Genomic DNA, 19,255 nt, shown 5'->3' with positions numbered 1-19,255 from the left:
TATCATTCCCTGCTTCCACCTTGAACAGGACGCAGGGAATGCGCGCGATCAGCCTCCCTTTCATATGCTCGCCTCCAGCCCTGGGAGGTTGAAACATGCCCACCCGCACTCGTCCGCCACTGCTCAGCGAAGCCAGCTTTGCACGCATTCGCCAACGGGTTGTGCAGGCGACCGGCGTACATCTGGCCGACGACCGCCGGGCAGTGGTCGCAGCGCGCCTGCACAAGCGTCTGAAAACCCATCGTCTGGCAGACTTCGAGCATTACCTGGCCCTGCTCGACAGCGAACCGGGCGCAACGGAACACGAGCACCTGTTACGCCTGCTGGTAGCCCGCGACAGCTACTTCTTCCGCGAACACCGCCATTTCGAATGGCTGGCCGGCTGGCTGGCTGAACACCAGCACCCCCTGCACTTGTGGAGCGCCGCCTGCGCCACCGGTGAAGAAGCCTGGAGCCTGGCCATGGTCGCCGCCGAAAACGCCCGCCACCCGGGCTGGCAGGTGCTGGCCAGCGATTTCGATCCGCAACTGCTGGAGCACGCAGCCGCCGGCATTTACGACATTGCCCAGGCCCGCTACTTCCCGGAAGGCTGGCTGGCCCGCCACTGCCTGTGCGGGGTGGGTGAAATGGCCGGGAGACTGCGCGTCGTCCCCGCCCTGCGCGGGCAGGTAGGCTTCGAGGCGATCAACCTGATTCAGCCCCTGCCGGAACGGCTCGGCCAGTTCGACGCCATCCTGCTGCGCAACCTGCTGTCCAGCCTCGCCCCAACCTACAAGTGCCAGGTGCTGCGCCGTGTACTGGCACAACTGCGCCCCGGCGGCTTGCTGATCATCGGGCACAGCGAGAGCATCCACGAGCTGGACCTGCCCCTGCGCCCCTTGCTGCCCTCGGTGTTCGAACGCTTATGATCAAAGGCACTGACTGCGCCCAGGCGCCGCAGTGCCCTTGCGGATCGAGCCGGCCTGCCGCCCCCCCTTCCCTTGCGAAACAGGCCCTGACCCATGCCCTGCCGTATCCTGCTTGCCGACGATTCGCCGCTCTTTCGTGCCGGCCTGCGCGCCCTGCTTGAACAGAAAAAGGACTTCGCCGTGGTCGGCGACACCGGCGATGCCATGGCCGCCGTGAACCTCGCCGAGAAGCTCAAGCCGCATATCGTGGTGCTCGACATGAGCGGCGAGCTGGACAACCAGCAAGCCCTGCAGGAACTGTTCATTCGCGCCCCGGCCAGCCGTGTGCTGATGTTTTCCGCACGCTCCGAGCTGGAACACGTGCTCAACTGCCTGCAGCTGGGCGCCCATGGCTTCCTGCTCAAGAATGCCTCGGTGGGTGAGCTGGAGCAGGCCCTGCAGACCCTGCGCCACGGCGGCCAGTACCTGTCATCGGCGGTGCTGCCGATGGTCATCGACCAGGCCCTCAAGCACAGCCGCAAACGCCCGACAGGTCAGGTGCAGACGCCGCTGACCACCCGCCAACTGGAAATCCTGCGGCTGATCGCCCGTGGCGAAACCACCCGTTCCATCGCCGATGGCCTGGGCCTGAGCATCAAGACGGTGGAGGCGCACCGCTCGCAGATCATGCACCGCCTGCAGATCCACGATGTGCCGGGGCTGGTGCTGTTTGCCGTACGCGAAGGGATCATCCGCCTCAACGATTGAGCGACAGCCCGGCGAGGATCAATTGCAGCGTCTCTGGCAATGCGGCCGGGCGCCCCGAGGCACGCTCGACGAACACCTGCACCAAGCTGCCTGCCGCGCAGGCTTCGGCCTCGCCAGGGCGGAACAGCGCCAGGCGATACTCCACCGTGCTGCCCGCAAGGCGCGTGATGCCCAGGCCCACTTCGAGCACGTCGGGGAAGCCAGGCAGCGCGAAGAAGTCTGCCGCCGAACTGACCACGAAGCCGGCCAGTTCGCCGTCACGCAGGTCCAGTTCGGCCTGTTCGACGAGGAAGGCCTGGATGGCGGTCTCGAAGAAGCCATGCACGGTGGAACCGGCGAGGTGGCCGTTGAGGTCGTTGTCCTGGGGGCGGGTGAGGATCGGGTGGAAATGGGAGAAGGCGGTGCGTTGAGGGGATTCGGTCATGGGTTGTCCTATGTTGTCCTTTGCACTTCAGGGAAGCTTCCCACACGGACTTGGGAACGCCTATAGTCGCAATCAACAATAGATCGCATAGCATGGCCCATCTTCATGAAGCCGAGACACTCGCCCGTGCCTACCCAACAGCTGGATCACACCAACCTCAGCCGCATGGCCGCCAAAGGGCGCATCAACGCCACCCATATCGTCGGGCAGCCAGGCGGGTGGGCCATTCAGGTAGACATCAACAACCAGGAGCACGTGCTCACTGCGCAGCGTAGCGGCAATGTAAGGCTGTTCAAGAAGTTCGAAACACTTGTCAGCTACCTGCATGAGTTGGGCATCGACCATTTTCAGGTCGATACCTCAACTTACGATCCACAACAAACCAGTACTTATCAACGACCGGATCGCGCTCAAGCACTCAAGCGCGCCCATGAGGCCGCCGCTTACGATGCCTGGTTCGTCGAGCAGGTCGAAGCGAGCCTGCGCGATCCCTCACCCGCCATGGATGATGCCGAGGTAGAAAGATTCTTTGCCGCCCGGCGCGCTGAGTTGCGAGCCAAAAAAGGCTGATGCGCCTTACCTGGTCGGCCATGGCTTACAAGGATCGCTTGCAGATTCTAGAGCTTATTGCCGAAGACAATCCGACTGCAGCCGAAGCGCTGGATGAAACATTCAGGGATAAGGCCAGACGCGCCACACGGTACCCAGCGCTATACAAGCCCGGGCGCCTCCCCGGAACACGCGAAATCGTCGTGCACCCAAACTATGTAATGGTCTACCGAACCCTGGTGGATCAGATCGAGATCATCCGCATTCTGCACGCTCGACAACAATGGCCCTGAGGGCAGGAACAAAAAAGCCGCCCCGAAGGGCGGCTTTCTCGTTCGAACCGGCAGCCGATTACAGCTGCGGGCCAGCGCCTTTGATGGCGTCGGAAACTTCGAACTTCTTGAAGTTTTCGATGAACAGCTTGGCCAGGCCCTTGGCGGCTTCGTCGTAGGCAGCCTTGTCAGCCCAGGTGTTGCGCGGGTTGAGCAGCTCGGTCTCGACGCCCGGAACGGCCTTCGGCACGTCCAGGTTGATGATGTCCAGGTGCTCGGTTTCGGCGCCGACCAGAGCACCGCTCTGGATGGCGGCGATCACGCCACGGGTGGTCGGGATGCTGAAGCGCTTGCCAACGCCGTAGCCACCGCCGGTCCAGCCGGTGTTGACCAGGTAGACCTTGGAGCCGAACGCCTTGATGCGCTTGATCAGCAGCTCGGCGTAAACGCCAGCCGGACGCGGGAAGAACGGCGCGCCGAAGCAGGTGGAGAAGGTCGACTTGATGCCGCCGCCCGAACCCATTTCGGTGGAACCGACCAGCGCGGTGTAGCCGGACAGGAAGTGGTAGGCCGCCTGCTCGTTGTTCAGGATCGACACGGGCGGCAGTACGCCGGTCAGGTCGCAGGTCAGGAAGATGACCGCGTTCGGCTCACCGCCCAGGTTCTCTGCCGAGACCTTCTCGACGTGCGCCAGCGGGTAGGCGGCACGGCTGTTCTGGGTCAGGCTCACATCGGCGTAGTCGGCGTGCTTGTTGGCGTCGATCACGACGTTTTCCAGCACCGCGCCGTGCTTGATGGCTTTCCAGATGACCGGCTCGTTCTTCTCGGAGAGGTCGATGCACTTGGCATAGCAACCGCCTTCGATGTTGAAGACCACGCCCTCGCCCCAGCCGTGTTCGTCGTCACCGATCAGGTAACGGCTTTCGTCGGCCGACAGGGTGGTCTTGCCGGTGCCGGACAGGCCGAAGAACAGGGTGACGTCACCCTCTTCGCCGATGTTGGCGGCGCAGTGCATCGGCAGCACGTCGGCGGCCGGCAACAGGAAGTTCTGCACCGAGAACATGGCTTTCTTCATTTCACCGGCGTAACGCATGCCGGCGATCAGCACCTTCTTCTGGGCGAAGTTGATGATCACGCAGCCATCGGAGTTGGTGCCGTCACGCTCAGGCACGCACTCGAAGTTGGCGACGTTGAGGATCTGCCACTCACCGCGGGCAGCCGGGTTGTACTGCTCAGGGTTGATGAACAGGCAACGGCCGAACAGGTTCTGCCAGGCGGTCTGGGTGGTCATCTTGACCGGCAGGTAGTGCTCGGCTGCAGCGCCTACGTGAACGTAGGAAACGAAGTGATCCTGGGCGTTGTTGAACGCCTCTACGCGGTCCCACAGGGCATCGAACTTGTCGGCCGGGAACTTGCGGTTGATCGGGCCCCAGCCAATCTGGTCCTGGGTGGAAGGTTCTTCGACGATGAAACGGTCAGCCGGCGAACGGCCGGTGCGATGACCGGTTTCCACCACCAGCGCGCCAGTATCGGCCAGCACGCCTTCACCGCGGGACAGCGCTTCTTTTACCAGCTCATCGACGCTCAGGTCGGTGTACACGGTGTTGTTGGCTTGCGTCATGAGATACCCCATCCGGCCCGAGGCCGAGTGCTCCAAACGTTTTGTAGTTGTCTCGAAAAAACTACTACAGCGAAAAAAGTGGCCGGATTATGCCAGAAACGCCCAAAAAAAGTAGGCCCCTCCTGTCAGAACTGCGCTTTTGCGCAATTCGACAGGAGAAAGCCCTGTAGTTAAACGTTTCAGTGCTGAGTTTCTGATGGTGCGTCGGTGCCACCACCGGCAAACAATTGCTCCACATCGCTTGCATCGAAGAAATAGCGCTCATTGCAGAACTGGCAATCGATCTCGACCTGGCCGCCGCATTCGGCCACCAGCGCCTTGGCATCGGGTTCGCCGAGACTGACCAGCGCGTTGCCGGAACGCTCGCGCGAGCAACTGCAGCGGAAGCGTAGCGGCTGGATATCGAACAGGCGAACCGCGTCCTCGTGGTACAGGCGGTGGAGCACGGTTTCGTTGTCCAGGCCGAGCAGCTCTTCGGCCTTCACGGTGCTGGCCAACGCCTTGACGTGGGCCCAGCTTTCGTCGCGCTCCTCGCTGTCCTTGTGGATCTCGGCCGGCAGTTGCTGCACCAGCAGGCCGCGGGCGCGCACGCCATCGGCGACCAGGGAGATGCTGGTATTCACCTGCTGCGACATGACGAAGTAGTTGGTGAAGCACTCCGACAGGTTCTTGCCATCCAGCTCAACGGTGCCCTGGTAGCGCTGGCCCTTGACCGGAATGATGGTCAGTACCAGGTGGCCGCCGGGCATCAGGTCGGCAAGGGTCGCATCGTCGTTGATCTGCTCGGCGTCATAGCGCGCCAGCCCGCGGATCTCGTGCTCGCTGGTGTATTCGATGGCCAGCAGCGGCACCGGCCCCTGGGACTGAGCCTGGAGCACCAGCAGCCCATCGAACTTCAACGAGCCCACCAGCAGCGCAGCGGCGCCCATCAGCTCGCCCAGCAAGTGCCGGACCGGGCGCGGGTAATCGTGCTTGGCCAGCACCTCGGCGTAGCTGCGTTCCAGCGCGACCATCTCGCCGCGCACGTCGCGGTCGTCGAACAGGAAGCGTTGGGTGAAATCTGTATCTGGCAAGTCGCTCATGGTTGTCTGGCTATCTGAAAATGATGTCAAAATAATTACAGGAGGCTGAAAGGCCCGTCACAGAGCGCTCAATAGGCGCTAATTCCCGCTGGAGATCGAGGTATTTTATGGATAATCGACCACTGTTCCAAGCAAGGTGGTCCTGGGGACCCTTGGCGGCCTGCACGCTGCTGCCCATCGCACTACTGTGTTTCTGGTTATGGCCCGTTGGCCAGAACCTGTGCCTGACTTTCGACGAGTGGCTGTTCCACAGCCTCAACGCCCCGCTGGCCGACCATGTGCTCTGGCGCTCCATCTGGGCTGTCGGCAGCCTTCGCCCGTTCGACCTCCTGGTCGGGGTGATCATGCTGTCGCTGCTGATCCGCGGCGACTGGGTATTCAAGGCAATTCAGGTGCGCCAGGCGTTTTTCGGCTTCCTGGTGACCCTTTTACTCTTAGTGGTGATTCGTGCGCTGTTTTCCAAGTGGGTCGGTGCAATGGGTTGGCAACACAAGAGCCCGTCGATGGTCATCGACAACGCCGTTCACCTGAGCGACCTCTACCCGAACCTGGAAGCCAAGTGGGAGCTCAAGGACCGTTCCGGCCAGAGCTTCCCAGGTGACCATGCCTCGGTGCTGCTGGTCTGGGCGCTGTTCATGAGCCTGTTCAGCCGCCGCGTGCTGCAGCACCTGGTGATCTGGGTGCTGGCCTGCCTGTTCATGCTGCCGCGCCTGGTGGCGGGTGCGCATTGGGGCCAGGACGACTACATCGGCGGGTTGCTGATGGCGGTGCTGGCATTGGGTTGGAGCTGCCACACGCCGCTGGCGGCCAAGGCCAGCGCGGCGCTGATGCGCTGGACGGCGCCGCTGTTCGACCTGTTCGGCAAACTGCCGCTGGTCGGGCGCATGAGCGTGATGCGCGCCTTGTGATCAACTGATCGCGGTCCCTGTAGGAGCGGCCTTGTGCCGCTCCTACAAAGTACGTAATGCCATCACTCGAAACTGCCATGCAGCTGGTGAATCTGCCGCCGCTGCTTCTTGTTCGGCCGCCCATCGGTGGTCACGCCCATCGCCCCCGCCTTGCGCAGCTCAGCCGCCTGCTCGCGGCGCTTCACGCTCTCGGCGGTTTCTTCATACAGCGCCTGCGCCTCAGGGGCGCCACGGCGTACCGCCGACAACGCCTTGACCACCACGGTGCGCTCGTCGAAGCCGGTGCGCAGCAGGAATTCGTCGCCCACCCGTGGTTCCTTGCCCGGCTTGCAACGCTCGCCCCGGCAGTGCACCTTGCCGCTCTCGATGGCCGCCTTGGCCAGCGCACGAGTCTTGTAGAAGCGCGCCGCCCATAGCCATTTGTCCAGGCGGACCTTGTCATCGTCTTCAGGCTTTTGTGCCATGGTTTTTCCTCGAATTCTGTCTTTCACGGAACTGTACTACCGTGACTGACGGATGCAAAAAGTCCGTGCCGTCATTACAGTTCACCACCTTACCCGCAGGGCACGCTCCGTGAAGACATTTGACCACCTGACTGTGATCGGCCTGCGCGAGTGGGTCGCCCTGCCCGACCTCGGCCTGGCCGGCCTGCGCGCCAAGATCGACACCGGCGCCAGCACCTCGAGCCTGCACGCCACCGACGTCGAACCCTTCGAGCGCGATGGCCAGCCCTGGGTGCGTTTCACCGCGCACCTGGGCTCGGTGGTGCAACTGCGCCACCGGCGCTGCGAGGCGCCGCTGGTGACCATGAAAAGCATCAAGAGCTCCAACGGCCAGGCCCAGGCCCGCTACGTGATCCGCACCACCCTGGCACTGGGCGACCGGGTCTGGGAAGTGGAGTTCACCCTGGCCTGCCGCAAGAACATGCGTTATCGGCTGCTGCTGGGCTCCAAAGCGCTCATCCACGGCCAGTTGGTCGTCAACCCCGGCCTCAAGTACGTCCAGGACAAACCGGCCTTCCCGGCCACCCTTTCCCCTGTCACAGGTGCTGCATGAAGATCGCTGTGCTGTCGCGCAATCCGCGTCTGTATTCCACCCGCCGCCTGGTCGAGGCCGGTACCCAGCGGGGCCATGAAGTGGTGGTGGTCGACACGCTCCGGGCCTACATGAACATTGCCAGCCACAAGCCGCAGATCCATTACCGCGGCAAGCCGCTGGAAGGCTTCGATGCGGTGATCCCGCGCATCGGTGCCTCGGTCACCTTCTACGGCTGCGCAGTGCTGCGTCAGTTCGAAATGATGGGCGTCTACCCGCTCAACGAATCGGTGGCCATCGCCCGTTCGCGGGACAAGCTGCGCTCGCTGCAGCTGCTGTCACGCCGCGGCATCGGCCTGCCGATCACAGGCTTTGCCCACTCGCCGGACGACATTCCCGACCTGATCCAGATGGTCAACGGCGCCCCGCTGGTGATCAAGGTGCTCGAAGGCACCCAGGGCATCGGCGTGGTGCTGTGCGAAACCACCAAGGCCGCCGAGTCGGTGATCGAGGCGTTCATGGGCCTGAAGCAGAACATCATGGTCCAGGAATACATCAAGGAGGCCGGCGGCGCCGACATTCGCTGCTTCGTGGTCGGCGACAAGGTGATCGCCTCGATGAAGCGCCAGGCCAAGCCCGGCGAATTCCGCTCCAACCTGCACCGCGGTGGCGTGGCCAGCCTGATCAAGATCACCCCCGAGGAACGCATGACGGCGATCCGCGCGGCCAAGGTGATGGGGCTGAGCGTGGCGGGTGTGGATATCCTGCGCTCCAACCACGGGCCGCTGGTGATGGAGGTGAATTCCTCACCGGGCCTGGAGGGGATCGAGGTGACCACCGGCAAGGATGTAGCCGGGATGATCATCGAGCACCTGGAGAAGAATGGCGGGCCGAATCAGACCCGGACCAAAGGCAAAGGCTGAAATCGATCGCGGGGCAAGCCCGCTCCCACGTAACCAGCGTGGGAGCGGGCTTGCCCCGCGATGCGTTCAGACGGCGTTACGCGGCAACAACAACCCCAGCGGCAACCGCACCCGCGCCTCGATCCCGCCACCGGACCGATTGCGCAACTCGACATTGCCGCCATGCTGCGCGGCAATCCGCTTGACGATCGCCAACCCCAGCCCGGTGCCCTTGCCACCGCGTGCCCGATCTCCGCGGATGAACGGGTTGAAGATGGTCTCCAGCTCCGATTCATCGATGCCCGTGCCACGGTCCAGCACACTCAGCACCACGTAGGGCGCGCTCTGGTCACCCGACACATAGGCCGCCACCTCCACGCCCTTGCCGGCGTGGTGCAGGGCGTTGCCGATCAGGTTGCCGAGCATGCGCTTGAGCGACACACGGCGCAGCGCGAACGGCGGGATCGGCTCCAGGCACAGGCGCACGCGCTCCTTGGGCTGGTTGTACGGCGCCACCACTTCACGGATCAGCTCATTGAAGTCGACCTCCTCCACCGGCTCGTCGCGCCCGTCACGGATGAACGCCAGGAACTGGTCGAGGATCGCATCCATGTCTTCGATGTCGCGGACCATGTCGTCGCTGAGGTCGCTGTCGTTGCCCATCAGCGACAACGACAGGCGCAGCCGGGTCAAGGGCGTGCGCAAGTCATGGGATACACCGGCCAGCATCAACTCGCGCTCACGCCCGGCCTGTTCGACGTCCTCGGCCATCTGGTTGAACGCCTTGTACACCTCGGTCATCTCGCTGGGGGTGTCGCTGACCGGCAGGCGCACGCTGCGCCCCTGGCCCAGCTGGCGGGCGGCGAACACCAGGCGCTTGAGCGGCTGGTTGAGCTGGCGCACGAAGATCCACGCCGAGGCGGTGGACAACAGGCCAATGGCCAGGAACCAGCCCAGCACGTTCCAGATCTTCTGCCCGCGCAATGGGTGCGGGTACAGCGGCACCTTGAGCCAGCCCGGGCCCAGGCTCGGCGCATTCACCCACAGCGCCGGTGGCGCGTGGATACGCAGGCGCACCTCGGTGTCGTCACCCAGTTCGGCCTGCATCTGGCGCTGGTAGATCTCGCTGTACGGCCAGTGCTGCTCGCCTTCCGGCACGCCGGAACCGGTGACCCGGATCAGCCCGGCAGCCTCGGCGATTTTGTCACGGTTCTCTTCATCCGCCGCCCAGTAGGCGCGCAACGTCAAGGCCACGCCATGGCTGTACTGGCGATCGACCAGCACGTCCTCGTTCATCAGCAGGTACACCAAGGTCAGCGCCTTGGAGAACAGCACGACGATCAGCACCAGCCACAGGGTGCGGGCGAAGAAACTTTGCGGGAACCAGAGAGGGGTTTTCATCGATCACTACTAATCAGCAAGGGCAACGTGGAAAAGCCGCACGCCACAGACGAAAACAGGGCGGCTCCTGCGAGCCGCCCTGCACCGTCGCAACGAGCCGGCTGGCTCATTTGCCGGCGTTTCCGTCCGGCACGAAGACGTAGCCCACGCCCCACACGGTCTGGATGTAACGCGGCTTGGACGGGTCGGGTTCGATCATCCGGCGCAGGCGCGAGATCTGCACGTCGATGGAGCGCTCCAGCGCATCCCATTCGCGGCCACGGGCCAGGTTCATCAGTTTGTCGCGGGTCAGCGGCTCGCGGGCATGCATCACCAGGGCCTTGAGCACGGCGAATTCGCCGGTGGTAAGCATGTGCGTTTCATCGCCACGCTTGAGTTCGCGGGTGGCCAGCGACAGTTCGTAGTCACCGAAGGTGACGGTCTCTTCCTCGCTGCCCGGCGCGCCCGGCACCGTCGGCGACTGGCGGCGCAGCACGGCCTTGACCCGGGCCACCAGCTCGTCGGGGTTGAAAGGCTTGGCCAGGTAGTCGTCGGCGCCCAGCTCCAGCCCTTTGATACGGCTGAGCTCGTCACCCTTGGCGGTGAGCATGATGATCGGGATCTGGTTGTTCGATGCGCGCAGGCGCTTGCACGCGGAAAGGCCGTCCTCGCCCGGCAGCATCAGGTCGAGCACCACCAGGTTGAACACCTCACGGGCCAGCAGGCGGTCCATCTGTTCGACGTTGGGCACGGTGCGCACACGGAAGCCCTTGCTGGTGAAAAAACGGTCCAGCAGGCTGCTCAGGCCTGGGTCGTCGTCGACGATGAGAATCTTGTCGCCATCTGCGGCGTTTGCGGTGCTGGTCATGAATTGCTCCTCTGAGATCGCCGCGCATTATGGCGTAGCCATTGCAGCGCGTGCCGTGTGCATTGTTAGCAGATTTTTCCCATGCTGCCACTGCCAGGCTTGTGGGAGCGGGTTTACCCGCGAAGAAACCAGCACGGTGCCTGGCAAGGGCTTGGCCCTGTTCGCGGGTAAACCCGCTCCCACATCGGTATAATGCGCCGCTTTAAATCCTTGCCAGGTGGTTCTCATGGACAGCATCAACAGCCGTATCGCCGAGGAACTGGGCGTGCGCCCACAACAGGTCGAAGCGGCCGTGGGCCTGTTGGACGAAGGCTCGACCGTGCCCTTCATCGCCCGTTACCGCAAGGAAGTGACCGGCAGCCTGGACGACACGCAGCTGCGCCACCTGGAAGAGCGCCTGCGCTACCTGCGCGAACTCGACGACCGACGCGCCAGCATCCTCGCCAGCATCGAGGAGCAGGGCAAACTGACCCCGGAACTGGCCCGCGAAATCAAGCTCGCCGACACCAAGACCCGCCTCGAAGACCTCTACCTGCCCTACAAGCAGAAGCGTCGCACCAAGGGCCAGATCGCCCTGGAGGCGGGCCTGGGCGAGCTGGCCGACGGCCTGTTCAACGACCCGCAACTGAATCCGGAAAGCGAAGCGGCGCGCTTCGTCGACGCCGAAAAAGGCGTCGCCGACGTCAAGGCAGCGCTCGAAGGCGCCAAGTACATCCTCATGGAGCGCTTCGCCGAGGACGCCGCCCTGCTGGAAAAACTGCGCAACTTCCTCAAGCAGGAAGCCGTGCTCAGCGCCCGCCTGGTGGCCGGCAAGGAAGAGGAAGGCGCCAAGTTCCGCGACTACTTCGCCCATGACGAACTGCTGCGCACCGCCCCGTCGCACCGCGCCCTGGCGATCTTCCGCGGGCGCAACGAAGGCGTGCTGAGCGCCTCGCTGAAAGTCGGCGAAGAGCTGCCCGGCACCCTGCACCCGTGCGAAGTGATGATCGCCAGCCACGTCGGTATCGAAAACCGCAACCGCCCGGCCGACAAGTGGCTGGGCGAAGTGGTGCGCTGGACCTGGAAGGTCAAGCTGTACACCCACCTGGAAACCGACCTGTTCGGCGAGCTGCGCGACAACGCCGAAGGCGAGGCGATCAACGTGTTCGCCCACAACCTGCATGACCTGCTGCTGGCCGCCCCGGCCGGCCCGCGCGCCACCCTGGGCTTCGACCCGGGCCTGCGCACCGGCTGCAAGATCGCCGTGGTCGACGCCACCGGCAAGCTGCTGGACCACACCACGGTGTACCCGCATGCGCCGAAGAACGACTGGGACCGCACCATTTCCATCATGGCCGCCCTGTGCGCCAAGCACTCGGTGGAACTGATCGCCATCGGCAACGGCACCGCCAGCCGCGAAAGCGACAAGCTGGTCGCTGAGCTGGTGAAAAAGTATCCCGCCCTGAAGATCACCAAGATCATGGTTTCCGAGGCCGGCGCCTCGGTGTACTCGGCCTCGGAACTGGCCGCCCGTGAATTCCCGGACCTGGACGTATCGATCCGCGGCGCCGTGTCGATCGCCCGCCGCCTGCAGGACCCACTGGCGGAACTGGTGAAGATCGACCCGAAATCCATCGGCGTCGGCCAGTACCAGCACGACGTGTCGCAGGTGAAACTGGCCCGTGGCCTGGACGCCGTGGTCGAGGACTGCGTGAACGCCGTGGGCGTGGACGTCAACACCGCTTCGGTGGCCTTGCTGACGCGCATCTCCGGCCTCAACGCGACACTTGCGCAGAACATTGTTTCGCACCGCGACGCCAACGGCCCGTTCGCCACCCGCGCCGCGCTGAAAAAGGTCAGCCGCCTCGGTGAAAAGACCTTCGAACAGGCCGCCGGCTTCCTGCGTGTGATGAACGGCGACAACCCGCTGGACGCCTCAGCCGTGCACCCCGAGGCCTACCCGCTGGTGCAACGCATCGCCGCCGGCACCGAGCGCGACATCCGCTCGCTGATCGGCGACAGCGGCTTCCTCAAGCGCCTGGACCCGAAGCAGTTCACCGATGAAACCTTCGGCCTGCCGACCGTCACCGACATCCTGCAGGAGCTGGACAAGCCCGGCCGCGACCCACGCCCCGAGTTCAAGACCGCCACCTTCCAGGACGGCGTCGAGGACCTCAAGGACCTGGAGCCGGGCATGATCCTCGAAGGCGTGGTGACCAACGTCACCAACTTCGGTGCCTTCGTCGACATCGGCGTGCACCAGGACGGCCTGGTGCACATCTCGGCGCTGTCCGAGAAGTTCATCAAGGACCCGCGTGAAGCGGTCAAGGCCGGCGACGTGGTCAAGGTCAAAGTCATGGAAGTGGACATCCCGCGCAAGCGGGTCGGCCTGTCCATGCGCATGAGCGACACCCCGGGCGAGAAGGTCGAAGGCAACCGTGGCGGTAACCGTGGCGGCAATGGCGGCAACCGCCAGCAGCAGGCACCGCGCCCGCGTGAAACCACCGCCGCCGCACCGGCCAACAACGCCATGGCCTCGCTGTTCGCCAACGCCAAGCAGTTGAAGAAGAAGTGATGGACGTCCCGAAAGAGTACGTCGAAAGCGCCTTCAGCCAACTGCTGGGTTGCCGCCTGCAACGCCTCGACACCGGCGTTGCCGAGGTTGCCCTGGCGCTCGAGCCGCAGTTGCGCAACCGTGGCCAGAAGCTGCACGGCGGGGCGATCTTCAGCCTGGTCGATATCGCCATGGGCCTGGCCTGTTCGGCCAGCCATGGTTTCGACCAGCAGAGCGTGACCATCGAGTGCAAGATCAACTACATGCGCGCCGTCAGCGAGGGGGAGGTGCTGTGCACCGCCCGCGTGCTGCATGCCGGGCGGCGCACGCTGGTGGTCGACGCCGACGTGCTCCAGGGCGACAAGTTGGTGGCCAAGGCGCAGGGAACCTTCGCGGTTCTCTAGCTGACGTAGCATCATCTGCGGTATTTTCGGCGTAATGCTGTAAGCCATCGCGGGGCAAGCCCGCTCCCACAAAGGCGATTACCCCTTGTGGGAGCGGGCTTGCCCCGCGATCAGGCTGTGCCGGAACCGCGCAACCAGGCGACAACGCCAGTTCCTTTCCCAACTACCCTTGTAGACCGTCACTCCTACCCCCATATTGGGGCGACTGACGCGTGAAGGAATCCATCTTGAGCGACCTCCTCAACCGCCGCCTGAGCCTGCTCGGCGACAACCTCGACCTGCTCAAGCAGTGCCTGCACGGCATTGAGCGCGAATGCCTGCGCGTGACCCACGACGGTCGCCTGGCCCAGACCCCGCACCCCGAAGCCTTGGGTTCGGCGCTGACCAACGAGCAGATCACCACCGACTATTCCGAGTCGCTGCTGGAGTTCATCACCCCAGCCCTGGCCGACCCGGCCAAGGTGCTCGAAAGCCTCGAACAGACCCACCGCTTCGTCTACAGCAAGCTGGGCGACGAATTGCTGTGGAGCCCGTCGATGCCCTGCGCGCTGCCGGCCGAGGAGGACATCCCGATCGCCGAGTACGGCACCTCGAACATCGGCAAGCTCAAGCACGTGTACCGCAAGGGCCTGGCCCTGCGTTACGGCCGCACCATGCAGTGCATCGCCGGCATCCACTACAACTTCTCGCTGCCTGAGGCACTGTGGCCATTGCTGCGCGCCGAAGAAGGCAGCGTAGAGGACGACCGCGACTACCAGTCCTCGGCCTACATCGCGCTGATCCGCAATTTCCGCCGCTACAGCTGGCTGCTGATGTACCTGTTCGGTGCCTCGCCGACGCTGGACAAAGGCTTCCTGCGCGGCCGCCCGCACCAGCTCGAAGAGCTCGACGCCAACACCCTCTACCTGCCCTACGCCACCAGCCTGCGCATGAGCGACCTGGGTTACCAGAGCAACGCCCAGGCGGGCCTGACGCCCTGCTACAACAACCTCGCCAGCTACACCGACAGCCTGCGCAAGGCGGTGGGCACGCCCTACCCGCCCTACGTCGAGGTCGGCACGCACAAGGATGGCGAGTGGGTACAGCTCAACACCAACATCCTGCAGATCGAGAACGAGTACTACTCGAACATCCGCCCCAAGCGCGTGACCTATACCGGCGAGCGGCCGATCCAGGCTCTGATCTCCCGTGGCGTGCAGTACGTCGAAGTGCGTTGCCTGGACATCAACCCGTTCCTGCCGGTGGGCATCGACCTCACCGAAGCGCGCTTCCTCGACGCCTTCCTGCTGCTCTGTGCGCTGGACGACAGCCCGCAGCTGGACAACGGCGAATGCGGCCAGTGCACCAGCAACTTCCTGACCGTGGTCAAGGAAGGCCGTCGCCCGGGCCTTGCGCTGCAGCGTAACGGCCAGCCGATCGCGCTGAAGGACTGGGCCAGCGAGCTCATCACCCGTATCGGCCAGATGGCCGAGCTGCTCGACCGTGCCCAAGGCGGCAACGAGCACGCCAAGGCCCTGCAAGCCCAGCAAGCCAAGGTCGATGACCCTGAACTCACCCCGTCGGCCCAGGTCCTGGCGCGCATGACCGAACACGATGAAAGCTTCATCGAGTTTTCCCTGCGCCAGAGCCGCGTGCACGCCGAGACGTTCCGCGAGCAGCCGCTGGGCAGCGAACAGCAACAGGCCTTCGAAACCCTCGCCCGCGACTCCCTGGCCGAACAATCGCGCCTGGAGCAGCAGGAAGTCGGTGACTTCGACCTGTTCGTCGGCGCCTACCAGGCCAGCATCCTGGCCATCAGCAACTGATGAACCGCACCGCCACCCCGCGCAAGCCGCGCGCCAGCAGCCAGGCCAGGATCGAAGCGATCCTGGCGGCTGCGCGCGAGCTGCTGGCCGGGCAAGGGGTGGCGGGGTTGTCGATCTACAACGTCGCCGAGCGCGCGCAGATCCCGCCGTCGTCGGTGTACCACTTCTTCGCCAGCGTACCGGCCCTGCTCGAAGCGCTGACCGCCGATGTGCACCGGGCCTTTCGCGAAGCCTTGAGCGCACCGATCGACAGCGCGGCGTTCAGCACCTGGCATGGCCTGTCACGCTTGATCGAACAGCGCATGCTCGACATCTACAACGAGGACGCCGCCGCGCGGCAACTGATCCTGGCCCAGCATGGCCTGAGCGAAGTGGTCCAGGCTGACCGCCAGCACGACCTGGAACTGGGCGAGCTGATGCACCAGCTGTTCGACCGGCATTTCCAGTTGCCAGCGATGCCGCGGGATGTACATGTGTTCGCCTTGGCGATGGAGCTGAGCGATCGGGTGTATGCCCGCTCAATGCAGCTGCACGAGCAGATCACCCCGCGCATGGCGGAAGAAGGGATGCGGGTGTTCGAGGCGTATCTGGGGCTGTACCTGCCGCCGTTTCTGGCCAAGCGCCCCCTCTGACACAAAGCGATCGTGGGAGCGGGCTTGCCCCGCGATAGCGCCTTGTCAGACAGCAATTCCTGCTGGCTGACGCCATCGCGGGGCAAGCCCGCTCCCACGTTGTAACCCATGCCAGGCATCACAGCTTGGCGATGGACACCTCTGTCGATTTCACAAACGCGATCACTTCACTGCCCACTTGCAGCTCCAGCTCTTTCACCGAGCGGGTGGTGATGACCGAAGTCACGATACCCGAGGCGGTCTGCACGTCGATTTCCGACAGTACCGGGCCTTCGAGGATTTCCTTCACGGTGCCTTTGAACTGGTTGCGAACGTTGATGGCTTTGATGGTCATGGCTGAGTTCCTTTGTTTGGCTTCGGGGGTTCAATGCGCCCAACGCAGTTGCGTGGGCAAAGGGGCTACAGGTTCCGGCTCGGGCGGGGTGCCCGGGGCGGACAGAACACGGTCCAGCACTTCACTTTCCAGGCTTGCCAGGCGGTGCGAGCCACGCGCCCGAGGGCGCGGCAAGTCGACCAGCAGGTCGAGGCCGACGGCGCCGTCCTCGATCAGGATCACCCGGTCAGCCACGGCGACCGCCTCGCTGACGTCGTGGGTGACCAGCAGCACGGTGAAGCCGTGCTGACGCCACAGGCGCTCGATCAATTGCTGCATCTCGATACGGGTCAGCGCATCCAGCGCCCCCAGCGGCTCGTCCAGCAGCAGCAGGCGCGGCTGATGGATCAACGCCCGGGCCAGGGCCACGCGTTGCTTCTGCCCGCCCGACAAGGCCGCCGGCCACTCATTGGCGCGGTCAGCCAGGCCGACCGCCTCCAAGGCATCCAAAGCCCGTTGGCGCCAGTCGCCGGCCAGGCCAAGGCCGACGTTGTCGATCACCTTCTTCCACGGCAGCAGTCGGGCATCCTGGAACATCAGCCGGGTGTCTTCCCGGGCCTCGGCCAGCGGCGCGGCGCCGGCCAGCAGTTCGCCGACGCTGGGGTTGTCGAGCCCGGCCAGCAGGCGCAGCAAGGTGCTCTTGCCGCAGCCGCTGCGGCCGACGATGGCGACGAACTGGCCGGCCGGAATGTGCAGGTCGATGCCCTTCAACACTTCGCGCTGGCCAAAGGTCTTGCGCAGGCCGTTGGCCGCCAGCGGGATGCCACGCAGCAGGCGTGGCGGCTGTTCCTTGAGCACGGTCATGCGCCCTCCTTCTTGGCCACTTGATAGGCCGGGTGCCAGCGCAACCACACACGTTCCAGACCACGGGCGGCCAGGTCGGCGAGCTTGCCGAGCACGGCGTACAGCACGATCGCCAGCACCACCACGTCGGTCTGCAGGAACTCACGGGCGTTCATCGCCAGGTAACCGATGCCGGCGTTGGCCGAAATGGTCTCGGCGACGATCAACGTCAGCCACATGAAGCCCAGGGCGAAGCGCACACCGACCAGGATCGACGGCAGCGCCCCCGGCAGGATCACCTGACGGAACAGGCCGAAGCCCGACAGCCCGTAGCTGCGCGCCATTTCCACCAGCGCCGGGTCGACGTTGCGGATGCCGTGGTAGGTGTTCAGGTAGATCGGGAACAAGGTCCCCAGCGCCACCAGGAAAATCTTTGCCGACTCGTCGATACCGAACCACAGGATCACCAGCGGGATCAGCGCCAGGTGCGGCACGTTGCGGATCATCTGCACCGAGCTGTCGAGCAGGCGCTCGCCCCACTTCGACAGGCCGGTGATGAAGCCCAGCAGCAGGCCGAGGCTGCCGCCGATGGCGAAGCCCAGGCCGGCACGCCAGCCACTGATGGCCAGGTGCGTCCAGATTTCGCCGCTACGCACCAGCTCGACCCCGGCGCTGACCACCGCGCTCGGGGCGGGGAGGATGCGGGTCGACAGCCAGCCAGCGCTGACCGCCAGCTGCCAGACTGCCAACAGCAGCACCGGCAGCGCCCAGGGCGCCAGGCGCTTGGCCCAGGAGGTTGAGGTATCAGCACCCATGGTCCGGCCCTCAGCTCTGCGACACGGCTTTGGGCAGGATGTCGTTGGCGACCATTTCGCCGAACGGGCTCACGTAACCACCGGTTTTCGGTTGCTCCGGGCGCTGCACATCCAGGTGCGGGAACAGCAGCTCGGCGACGCGGTACGACTCTTCCAGGTGTGGATAACCCGAGAAGATGAAGGTATCGATACCGAGGTCTGCGTATTCCTTGACCCGCGCCGCCACGGTCGGGCCATCGCCCACCAGCGCGGTGCCGGCACCGCCGCGCACCAGGCCGACGCCGGCCCACAGGTTGGGGCTGACTTCCAGGTTGTCGCGGTTGCCGTTGTGCAGCGCAGCCATGCGTTGCTGGCCGACCGAATCGAAGCGCGCCAGCGAAGCCTGGGCGCGGGCGATGGTGTCGTCGTCCAGGTGCGAGATCAGCTTGTCGGCGGCAGCCCAGGCTTCTTCGTTGGTTTCCCGCACGATCACGTGCAGGCGGATACCGAAGCGCACTTCACGGCCCTGGGCGGCGGCTTTCTCGCGCACCTGGGCGATTTTCTCGGCAACGGCGCTCGGTGGCTCGCCCCAGGTCAGGTACAGCTCGACCTGTTCGGCGGCCAGGTCCTGAGCGGCCTCGGACGAACCGCCGAAATACAGCGGCGGACGTGGTTGCTGAATCGGCGGGTAGAGCAGCTTGGCGCCCTTTACCTGGATGTGTTTACCGTCGTAATCGACGTTTTCACCTTCCAGCACCTTGCGCCAGATGCGGGTGAACTCCACCGAGGCCTCGTAGCGCTCCTGGTGGTTCAGGTGCAGGCCGTCACCGGCCAGTTCATCAGGGTCGCCGCCGGTCACCAGGTTGAACAGCGCACGGCCGTTGGACAGGCGATCGAGGGTGGCGGCCTGGCGCGCGGCCACGGTCGGCGAAATGATCCCCGGGCGCAGAGCGACCAGGAACTTCAGGCGCTCGGTCACCGGGATCAGCGACGCGGCGACCAGCCAGGAGTCCTCACAGGACCGCCCGGTGGGGATCAGCACACCGCCGAAGCCGAGGCGGTCGGCCGCCTGGGCGATCTGCGCCAGGTAGCCATGGTCGACGGCGCGGGCGCCTTCGCTGGTGCCCAGGTACTTGCCGTCACCGTGGGTGGGCAGGAACCAGAAGATGTTCAGGCTCATTGGAGTTGTCTCCTCAAGGGTGGCTCGAGCCGGGGCCTGGCCCCGGCGCTGGCGA

The 19,255-nt window shown here is 64.6% G+C and carries 21 protein-coding genes; 11 read left to right on the top strand and 10 right to left on the bottom strand.

Annotated features, from left to right (window positions below; genetic code table 11):
• Positions 1-95: 95 nt before the first annotated feature.
• Together DM373_RS03285 and DM373_RS03280 are read left to right on the top strand one after the other, a co-directional pair.
• The gene (locus tag DM373_RS03285) at positions 96-908 is read left to right on the top strand and encodes a CheR family methyltransferase (RefSeq protein ID WP_110992202.1); all 813 of its coding nucleotides are present in this window, start codon (positions 96-98) and stop codon (positions 906-908) included.
• A gap of 93 nt (positions 909-1,001) precedes the next feature.
• Positions 1,002-1,655, top strand: a complete 654-nt coding sequence (locus DM373_RS03280) for a response regulator (protein WP_110992201.1) — start codon at positions 1,002-1,004, stop codon at positions 1,653-1,655.
• On the opposite strand, the gene DM373_RS03275 is transcribed toward DM373_RS03280, so the two are convergent.
• Positions 1,645-2,079, bottom strand: a complete 435-nt coding sequence (locus DM373_RS03275; protein ID WP_110992200.1) for an acyl-CoA thioesterase — start codon at positions 2,077-2,079, stop codon at positions 1,645-1,647. The genes DM373_RS03280 and DM373_RS03275 overlap by 11 nt on opposite strands.
• 126 nt (positions 2,080-2,205) lie before the next feature.
• Here DM373_RS03275 and DM373_RS03270 point away from each other — a divergent pair, with 126 nt between their 5' ends.
• Entirely contained in the window at positions 2,206-2,649 is a 444-nt protein-coding gene (locus DM373_RS03270) for a hypothetical protein (RefSeq protein ID WP_110992199.1), read from the top strand.
• On the top strand, positions 2,649-2,921 hold the full coding sequence (locus DM373_RS03265) for a type II toxin-antitoxin system RelE/ParE family toxin (RefSeq protein ID WP_110992198.1): 273 nt from the start codon (positions 2,649-2,651) through the stop codon (positions 2,919-2,921). Before DM373_RS03270 ends, DM373_RS03265 begins: the two co-directional genes overlap by 1 nt.
• 58 nt (positions 2,922-2,979) lie before the next feature.
• Here the strand turns inward: DM373_RS03265 and DM373_RS03260 are convergent, their stop codons facing one another.
• On the bottom strand, positions 2,980-4,521 hold the full coding sequence (locus DM373_RS03260; protein ID WP_110992197.1) for a phosphoenolpyruvate carboxykinase: 1,542 nt from the start codon (positions 4,519-4,521) through the stop codon (positions 2,980-2,982).
• Between the two features lie 179 nt (positions 4,522-4,700).
• Positions 4,701-5,603 carry an Hsp33 family molecular chaperone HslO gene (gene hslO / locus DM373_RS03255; RefSeq protein WP_110992196.1) on the bottom strand — a complete coding sequence of 301 codons (903 nt, stop codon included), beginning with the start codon at positions 5,601-5,603 and terminating at the stop codon, positions 4,701-4,703.
• Positions 5,604-5,710: 107 nt separating this feature from the next.
• Between hslO and DM373_RS03250 the strand changes: the two genes are divergently transcribed.
• Positions 5,711-6,511 (top strand): phosphatase PAP2 family protein, encoded by an 801-nt coding sequence (locus tag DM373_RS03250; protein ID WP_110992195.1) that lies wholly within the window; start codon positions 5,711-5,713, stop codon positions 6,509-6,511.
• A gap of 62 nt (positions 6,512-6,573) precedes the next feature.
• Here DM373_RS03250 and DM373_RS03245 read toward each other — a convergent pair whose 3' ends face one another.
• Entirely contained in the window at positions 6,574-6,975 is a 402-nt protein-coding gene (locus tag DM373_RS03245) for an RNA-binding S4 domain-containing protein (RefSeq protein ID WP_110992194.1), read from the bottom strand.
• A gap of 109 nt (positions 6,976-7,084) precedes the next feature.
• On the opposite strand from DM373_RS03245, the gene rimB reads away from it, so the two are divergent.
• Positions 7,085-7,567: a retropepsin-like aspartic endopeptidase RimB gene (rimB, locus tag DM373_RS03240; RefSeq protein ID WP_110992193.1), complete on the top strand. Its 483-nt coding sequence runs from the start codon at positions 7,085-7,087 to the stop codon at positions 7,565-7,567.
• Positions 7,564-8,469, top strand: a complete 906-nt coding sequence (rimK, locus tag DM373_RS03235) for a 30S ribosomal protein S6--L-glutamate ligase (RefSeq protein WP_110992192.1) — start codon at positions 7,564-7,566, stop codon at positions 8,467-8,469. Before rimB ends, rimK begins: the two co-directional genes overlap by 4 nt.
• 66 nt (positions 8,470-8,535) lie before the next feature.
• Here rimK and DM373_RS03230 read toward each other — a convergent pair whose 3' ends face one another.
• Together DM373_RS03230 and ompR are read right to left on the bottom strand one after the other, a co-directional pair.
• A complete protein-coding gene (locus DM373_RS03230; protein WP_110992191.1) occupies positions 8,536-9,849 on the bottom strand; it encodes an ATP-binding protein in 1,314 nt (437 codons plus the stop codon).
• Between the two features lie 106 nt (positions 9,850-9,955).
• Positions 9,956-10,696, bottom strand: coding sequence for an osmolarity response regulator transcription factor OmpR (gene ompR / locus DM373_RS03225; protein WP_110992190.1), 741 nt, complete (start codon positions 10,694-10,696; stop codon positions 9,956-9,958).
• A gap of 226 nt (positions 10,697-10,922) precedes the next feature.
• Between ompR and DM373_RS03220 the strand changes: the two genes are divergently transcribed.
• The 4 genes from DM373_RS03220 to DM373_RS03205 all read left to right on the top strand — a co-directional run bounded on the left by DM373_RS03220 (position 10,923) and on the right by DM373_RS03205 (position 16,070).
• Positions 10,923-13,250, top strand: a complete 2,328-nt coding sequence (locus DM373_RS03220) for a Tex family protein (protein ID WP_110992189.1) — start codon at positions 10,923-10,925, stop codon at positions 13,248-13,250.
• Positions 13,250-13,633, top strand: a complete 384-nt coding sequence (locus DM373_RS03215) for a PaaI family thioesterase (protein ID WP_110992188.1) — start codon at positions 13,250-13,252, stop codon at positions 13,631-13,633. The genes DM373_RS03220 and DM373_RS03215 overlap by 1 nt, the downstream gene beginning before the upstream one ends.
• A gap of 227 nt (positions 13,634-13,860) precedes the next feature.
• Positions 13,861-15,438: a glutamate--cysteine ligase gene (gene gshA / locus DM373_RS03210; RefSeq protein WP_167409791.1), complete on the top strand. Its 1,578-nt coding sequence runs from the start codon at positions 13,861-13,863 to the stop codon at positions 15,436-15,438.
• Positions 15,438-16,070 carry a TetR/AcrR family transcriptional regulator gene (locus DM373_RS03205; protein WP_110992186.1) on the top strand — a complete coding sequence of 211 codons (633 nt, stop codon included), beginning with the start codon at positions 15,438-15,440 and terminating at the stop codon, positions 16,068-16,070. The genes gshA and DM373_RS03205 overlap by 1 nt, the downstream gene beginning before the upstream one ends.
• A gap of 118 nt (positions 16,071-16,188) precedes the next feature.
• Here DM373_RS03205 and DM373_RS03200 read toward each other — a convergent pair whose 3' ends face one another.
• From DM373_RS03200 to ssuD, 4 genes are read right to left on the bottom strand one after another with little or no spacing between them, the layout of a single operon-like run.
• Positions 16,189-16,404, bottom strand: a complete 216-nt coding sequence (locus DM373_RS03200) for a TOBE domain-containing protein (RefSeq protein ID WP_008095172.1) — start codon at positions 16,402-16,404, stop codon at positions 16,189-16,191.
• A 30-nt stretch (positions 16,405-16,434) separates the two neighbouring features.
• Positions 16,435-17,247: an aliphatic sulfonates ABC transporter ATP-binding protein gene (ssuB, locus tag DM373_RS03195; RefSeq protein ID WP_110992185.1), complete on the bottom strand. Its 813-nt coding sequence runs from the start codon at positions 17,245-17,247 to the stop codon at positions 16,435-16,437.
• On the bottom strand, positions 17,244-18,041 hold the full coding sequence (ssuC, locus tag DM373_RS03190) for an aliphatic sulfonate ABC transporter permease SsuC (protein ID WP_110992184.1): 798 nt from the start codon (positions 18,039-18,041) through the stop codon (positions 17,244-17,246). Before ssuC ends, ssuB begins: the two co-directional genes overlap by 4 nt.
• Before the next feature lie 10 nt (positions 18,042-18,051).
• Positions 18,052-19,200 carry an FMNH2-dependent alkanesulfonate monooxygenase gene (ssuD, locus tag DM373_RS03185; RefSeq protein WP_110992183.1) on the bottom strand — a complete coding sequence of 383 codons (1,149 nt, stop codon included), beginning with the start codon at positions 19,198-19,200 and terminating at the stop codon, positions 18,052-18,054.
• Positions 19,201-19,255: the final 55 nt, after the last annotated feature.

This window comes from Pseudomonas sichuanensis, from assembly GCF_003231305.1.
GTDB lineage: Bacteria > Pseudomonadota > Gammaproteobacteria > Pseudomonadales > Pseudomonadaceae > Aquipseudomonas > Aquipseudomonas sichuanensis.
The sequence above is the reverse complement of the archived record's forward strand: the minus strand, read 5'-3'. Positions and strand labels throughout refer to the sequence as shown.

Coding starts and splice junctions, on each gene's coding strand:
- DM373_RS03280 (WP_110992201.1), top strand. CDS start 1,002: ATGCCCTGCCGTATCCTGCTTGCCGACGATTCGCCGCTCTTTCGTGCC.
- ssuC (WP_110992184.1), bottom strand. CDS start 18,041: ATGGGTGCTGATACCTCAACCTCCTGGGCCAAGCGCCTGGCGCCCTGG.
- DM373_RS03265 (WP_110992198.1), top strand. CDS start 2,649: ATGCGCCTTACCTGGTCGGCCATGGCTTACAAGGATCGCTTGCAGATT.
- DM373_RS03220 (WP_110992189.1), top strand. CDS start 10,923: ATGGACAGCATCAACAGCCGTATCGCCGAGGAACTGGGCGTGCGCCCA.
- DM373_RS03250 (WP_110992195.1), top strand. CDS start 5,711: ATGGATAATCGACCACTGTTCCAAGCAAGGTGGTCCTGGGGACCCTTG.
- DM373_RS03230 (WP_110992191.1), bottom strand. CDS start 9,849: ATGAAAACCCCTCTCTGGTTCCCGCAAAGTTTCTTCGCCCGCACCCTG.
- DM373_RS03285 (WP_110992202.1), top strand. CDS start 96: ATGCCCACCCGCACTCGTCCGCCACTGCTCAGCGAAGCCAGCTTTGCA.
- DM373_RS03245 (WP_110992194.1), bottom strand. CDS start 6,975: ATGGCACAAAAGCCTGAAGACGATGACAAGGTCCGCCTGGACAAATGG.
- rimK (WP_110992192.1), top strand. CDS start 7,564: ATGAAGATCGCTGTGCTGTCGCGCAATCCGCGTCTGTATTCCACCCGC.
- DM373_RS03205 (WP_110992186.1), top strand. CDS start 15,438: ATGAACCGCACCGCCACCCCGCGCAAGCCGCGCGCCAGCAGCCAGGCC.
- ssuD (WP_110992183.1), bottom strand. CDS start 19,200: ATGAGCCTGAACATCTTCTGGTTCCTGCCCACCCACGGTGACGGCAAG.
- DM373_RS03215 (WP_110992188.1), top strand. CDS start 13,250: ATGGACGTCCCGAAAGAGTACGTCGAAAGCGCCTTCAGCCAACTGCTG.
- DM373_RS03275 (WP_110992200.1), bottom strand. CDS start 2,079: ATGACCGAATCCCCTCAACGCACCGCCTTCTCCCATTTCCACCCGATC.
- DM373_RS03260 (WP_110992197.1), bottom strand. CDS start 4,521: ATGACGCAAGCCAACAACACCGTGTACACCGACCTGAGCGTCGATGAG.
- ssuB (WP_110992185.1), bottom strand. CDS start 17,247: ATGACCGTGCTCAAGGAACAGCCGCCACGCCTGCTGCGTGGCATCCCG.
- ompR (WP_110992190.1), bottom strand. CDS start 10,696: ATGACCAGCACCGCAAACGCCGCAGATGGCGACAAGATTCTCATCGTC.
- hslO (WP_110992196.1), bottom strand. CDS start 5,603: ATGAGCGACTTGCCAGATACAGATTTCACCCAACGCTTCCTGTTCGAC.
- DM373_RS03200 (WP_008095172.1), bottom strand. CDS start 16,404: ATGACCATCAAAGCCATCAACGTTCGCAACCAGTTCAAAGGCACCGTG.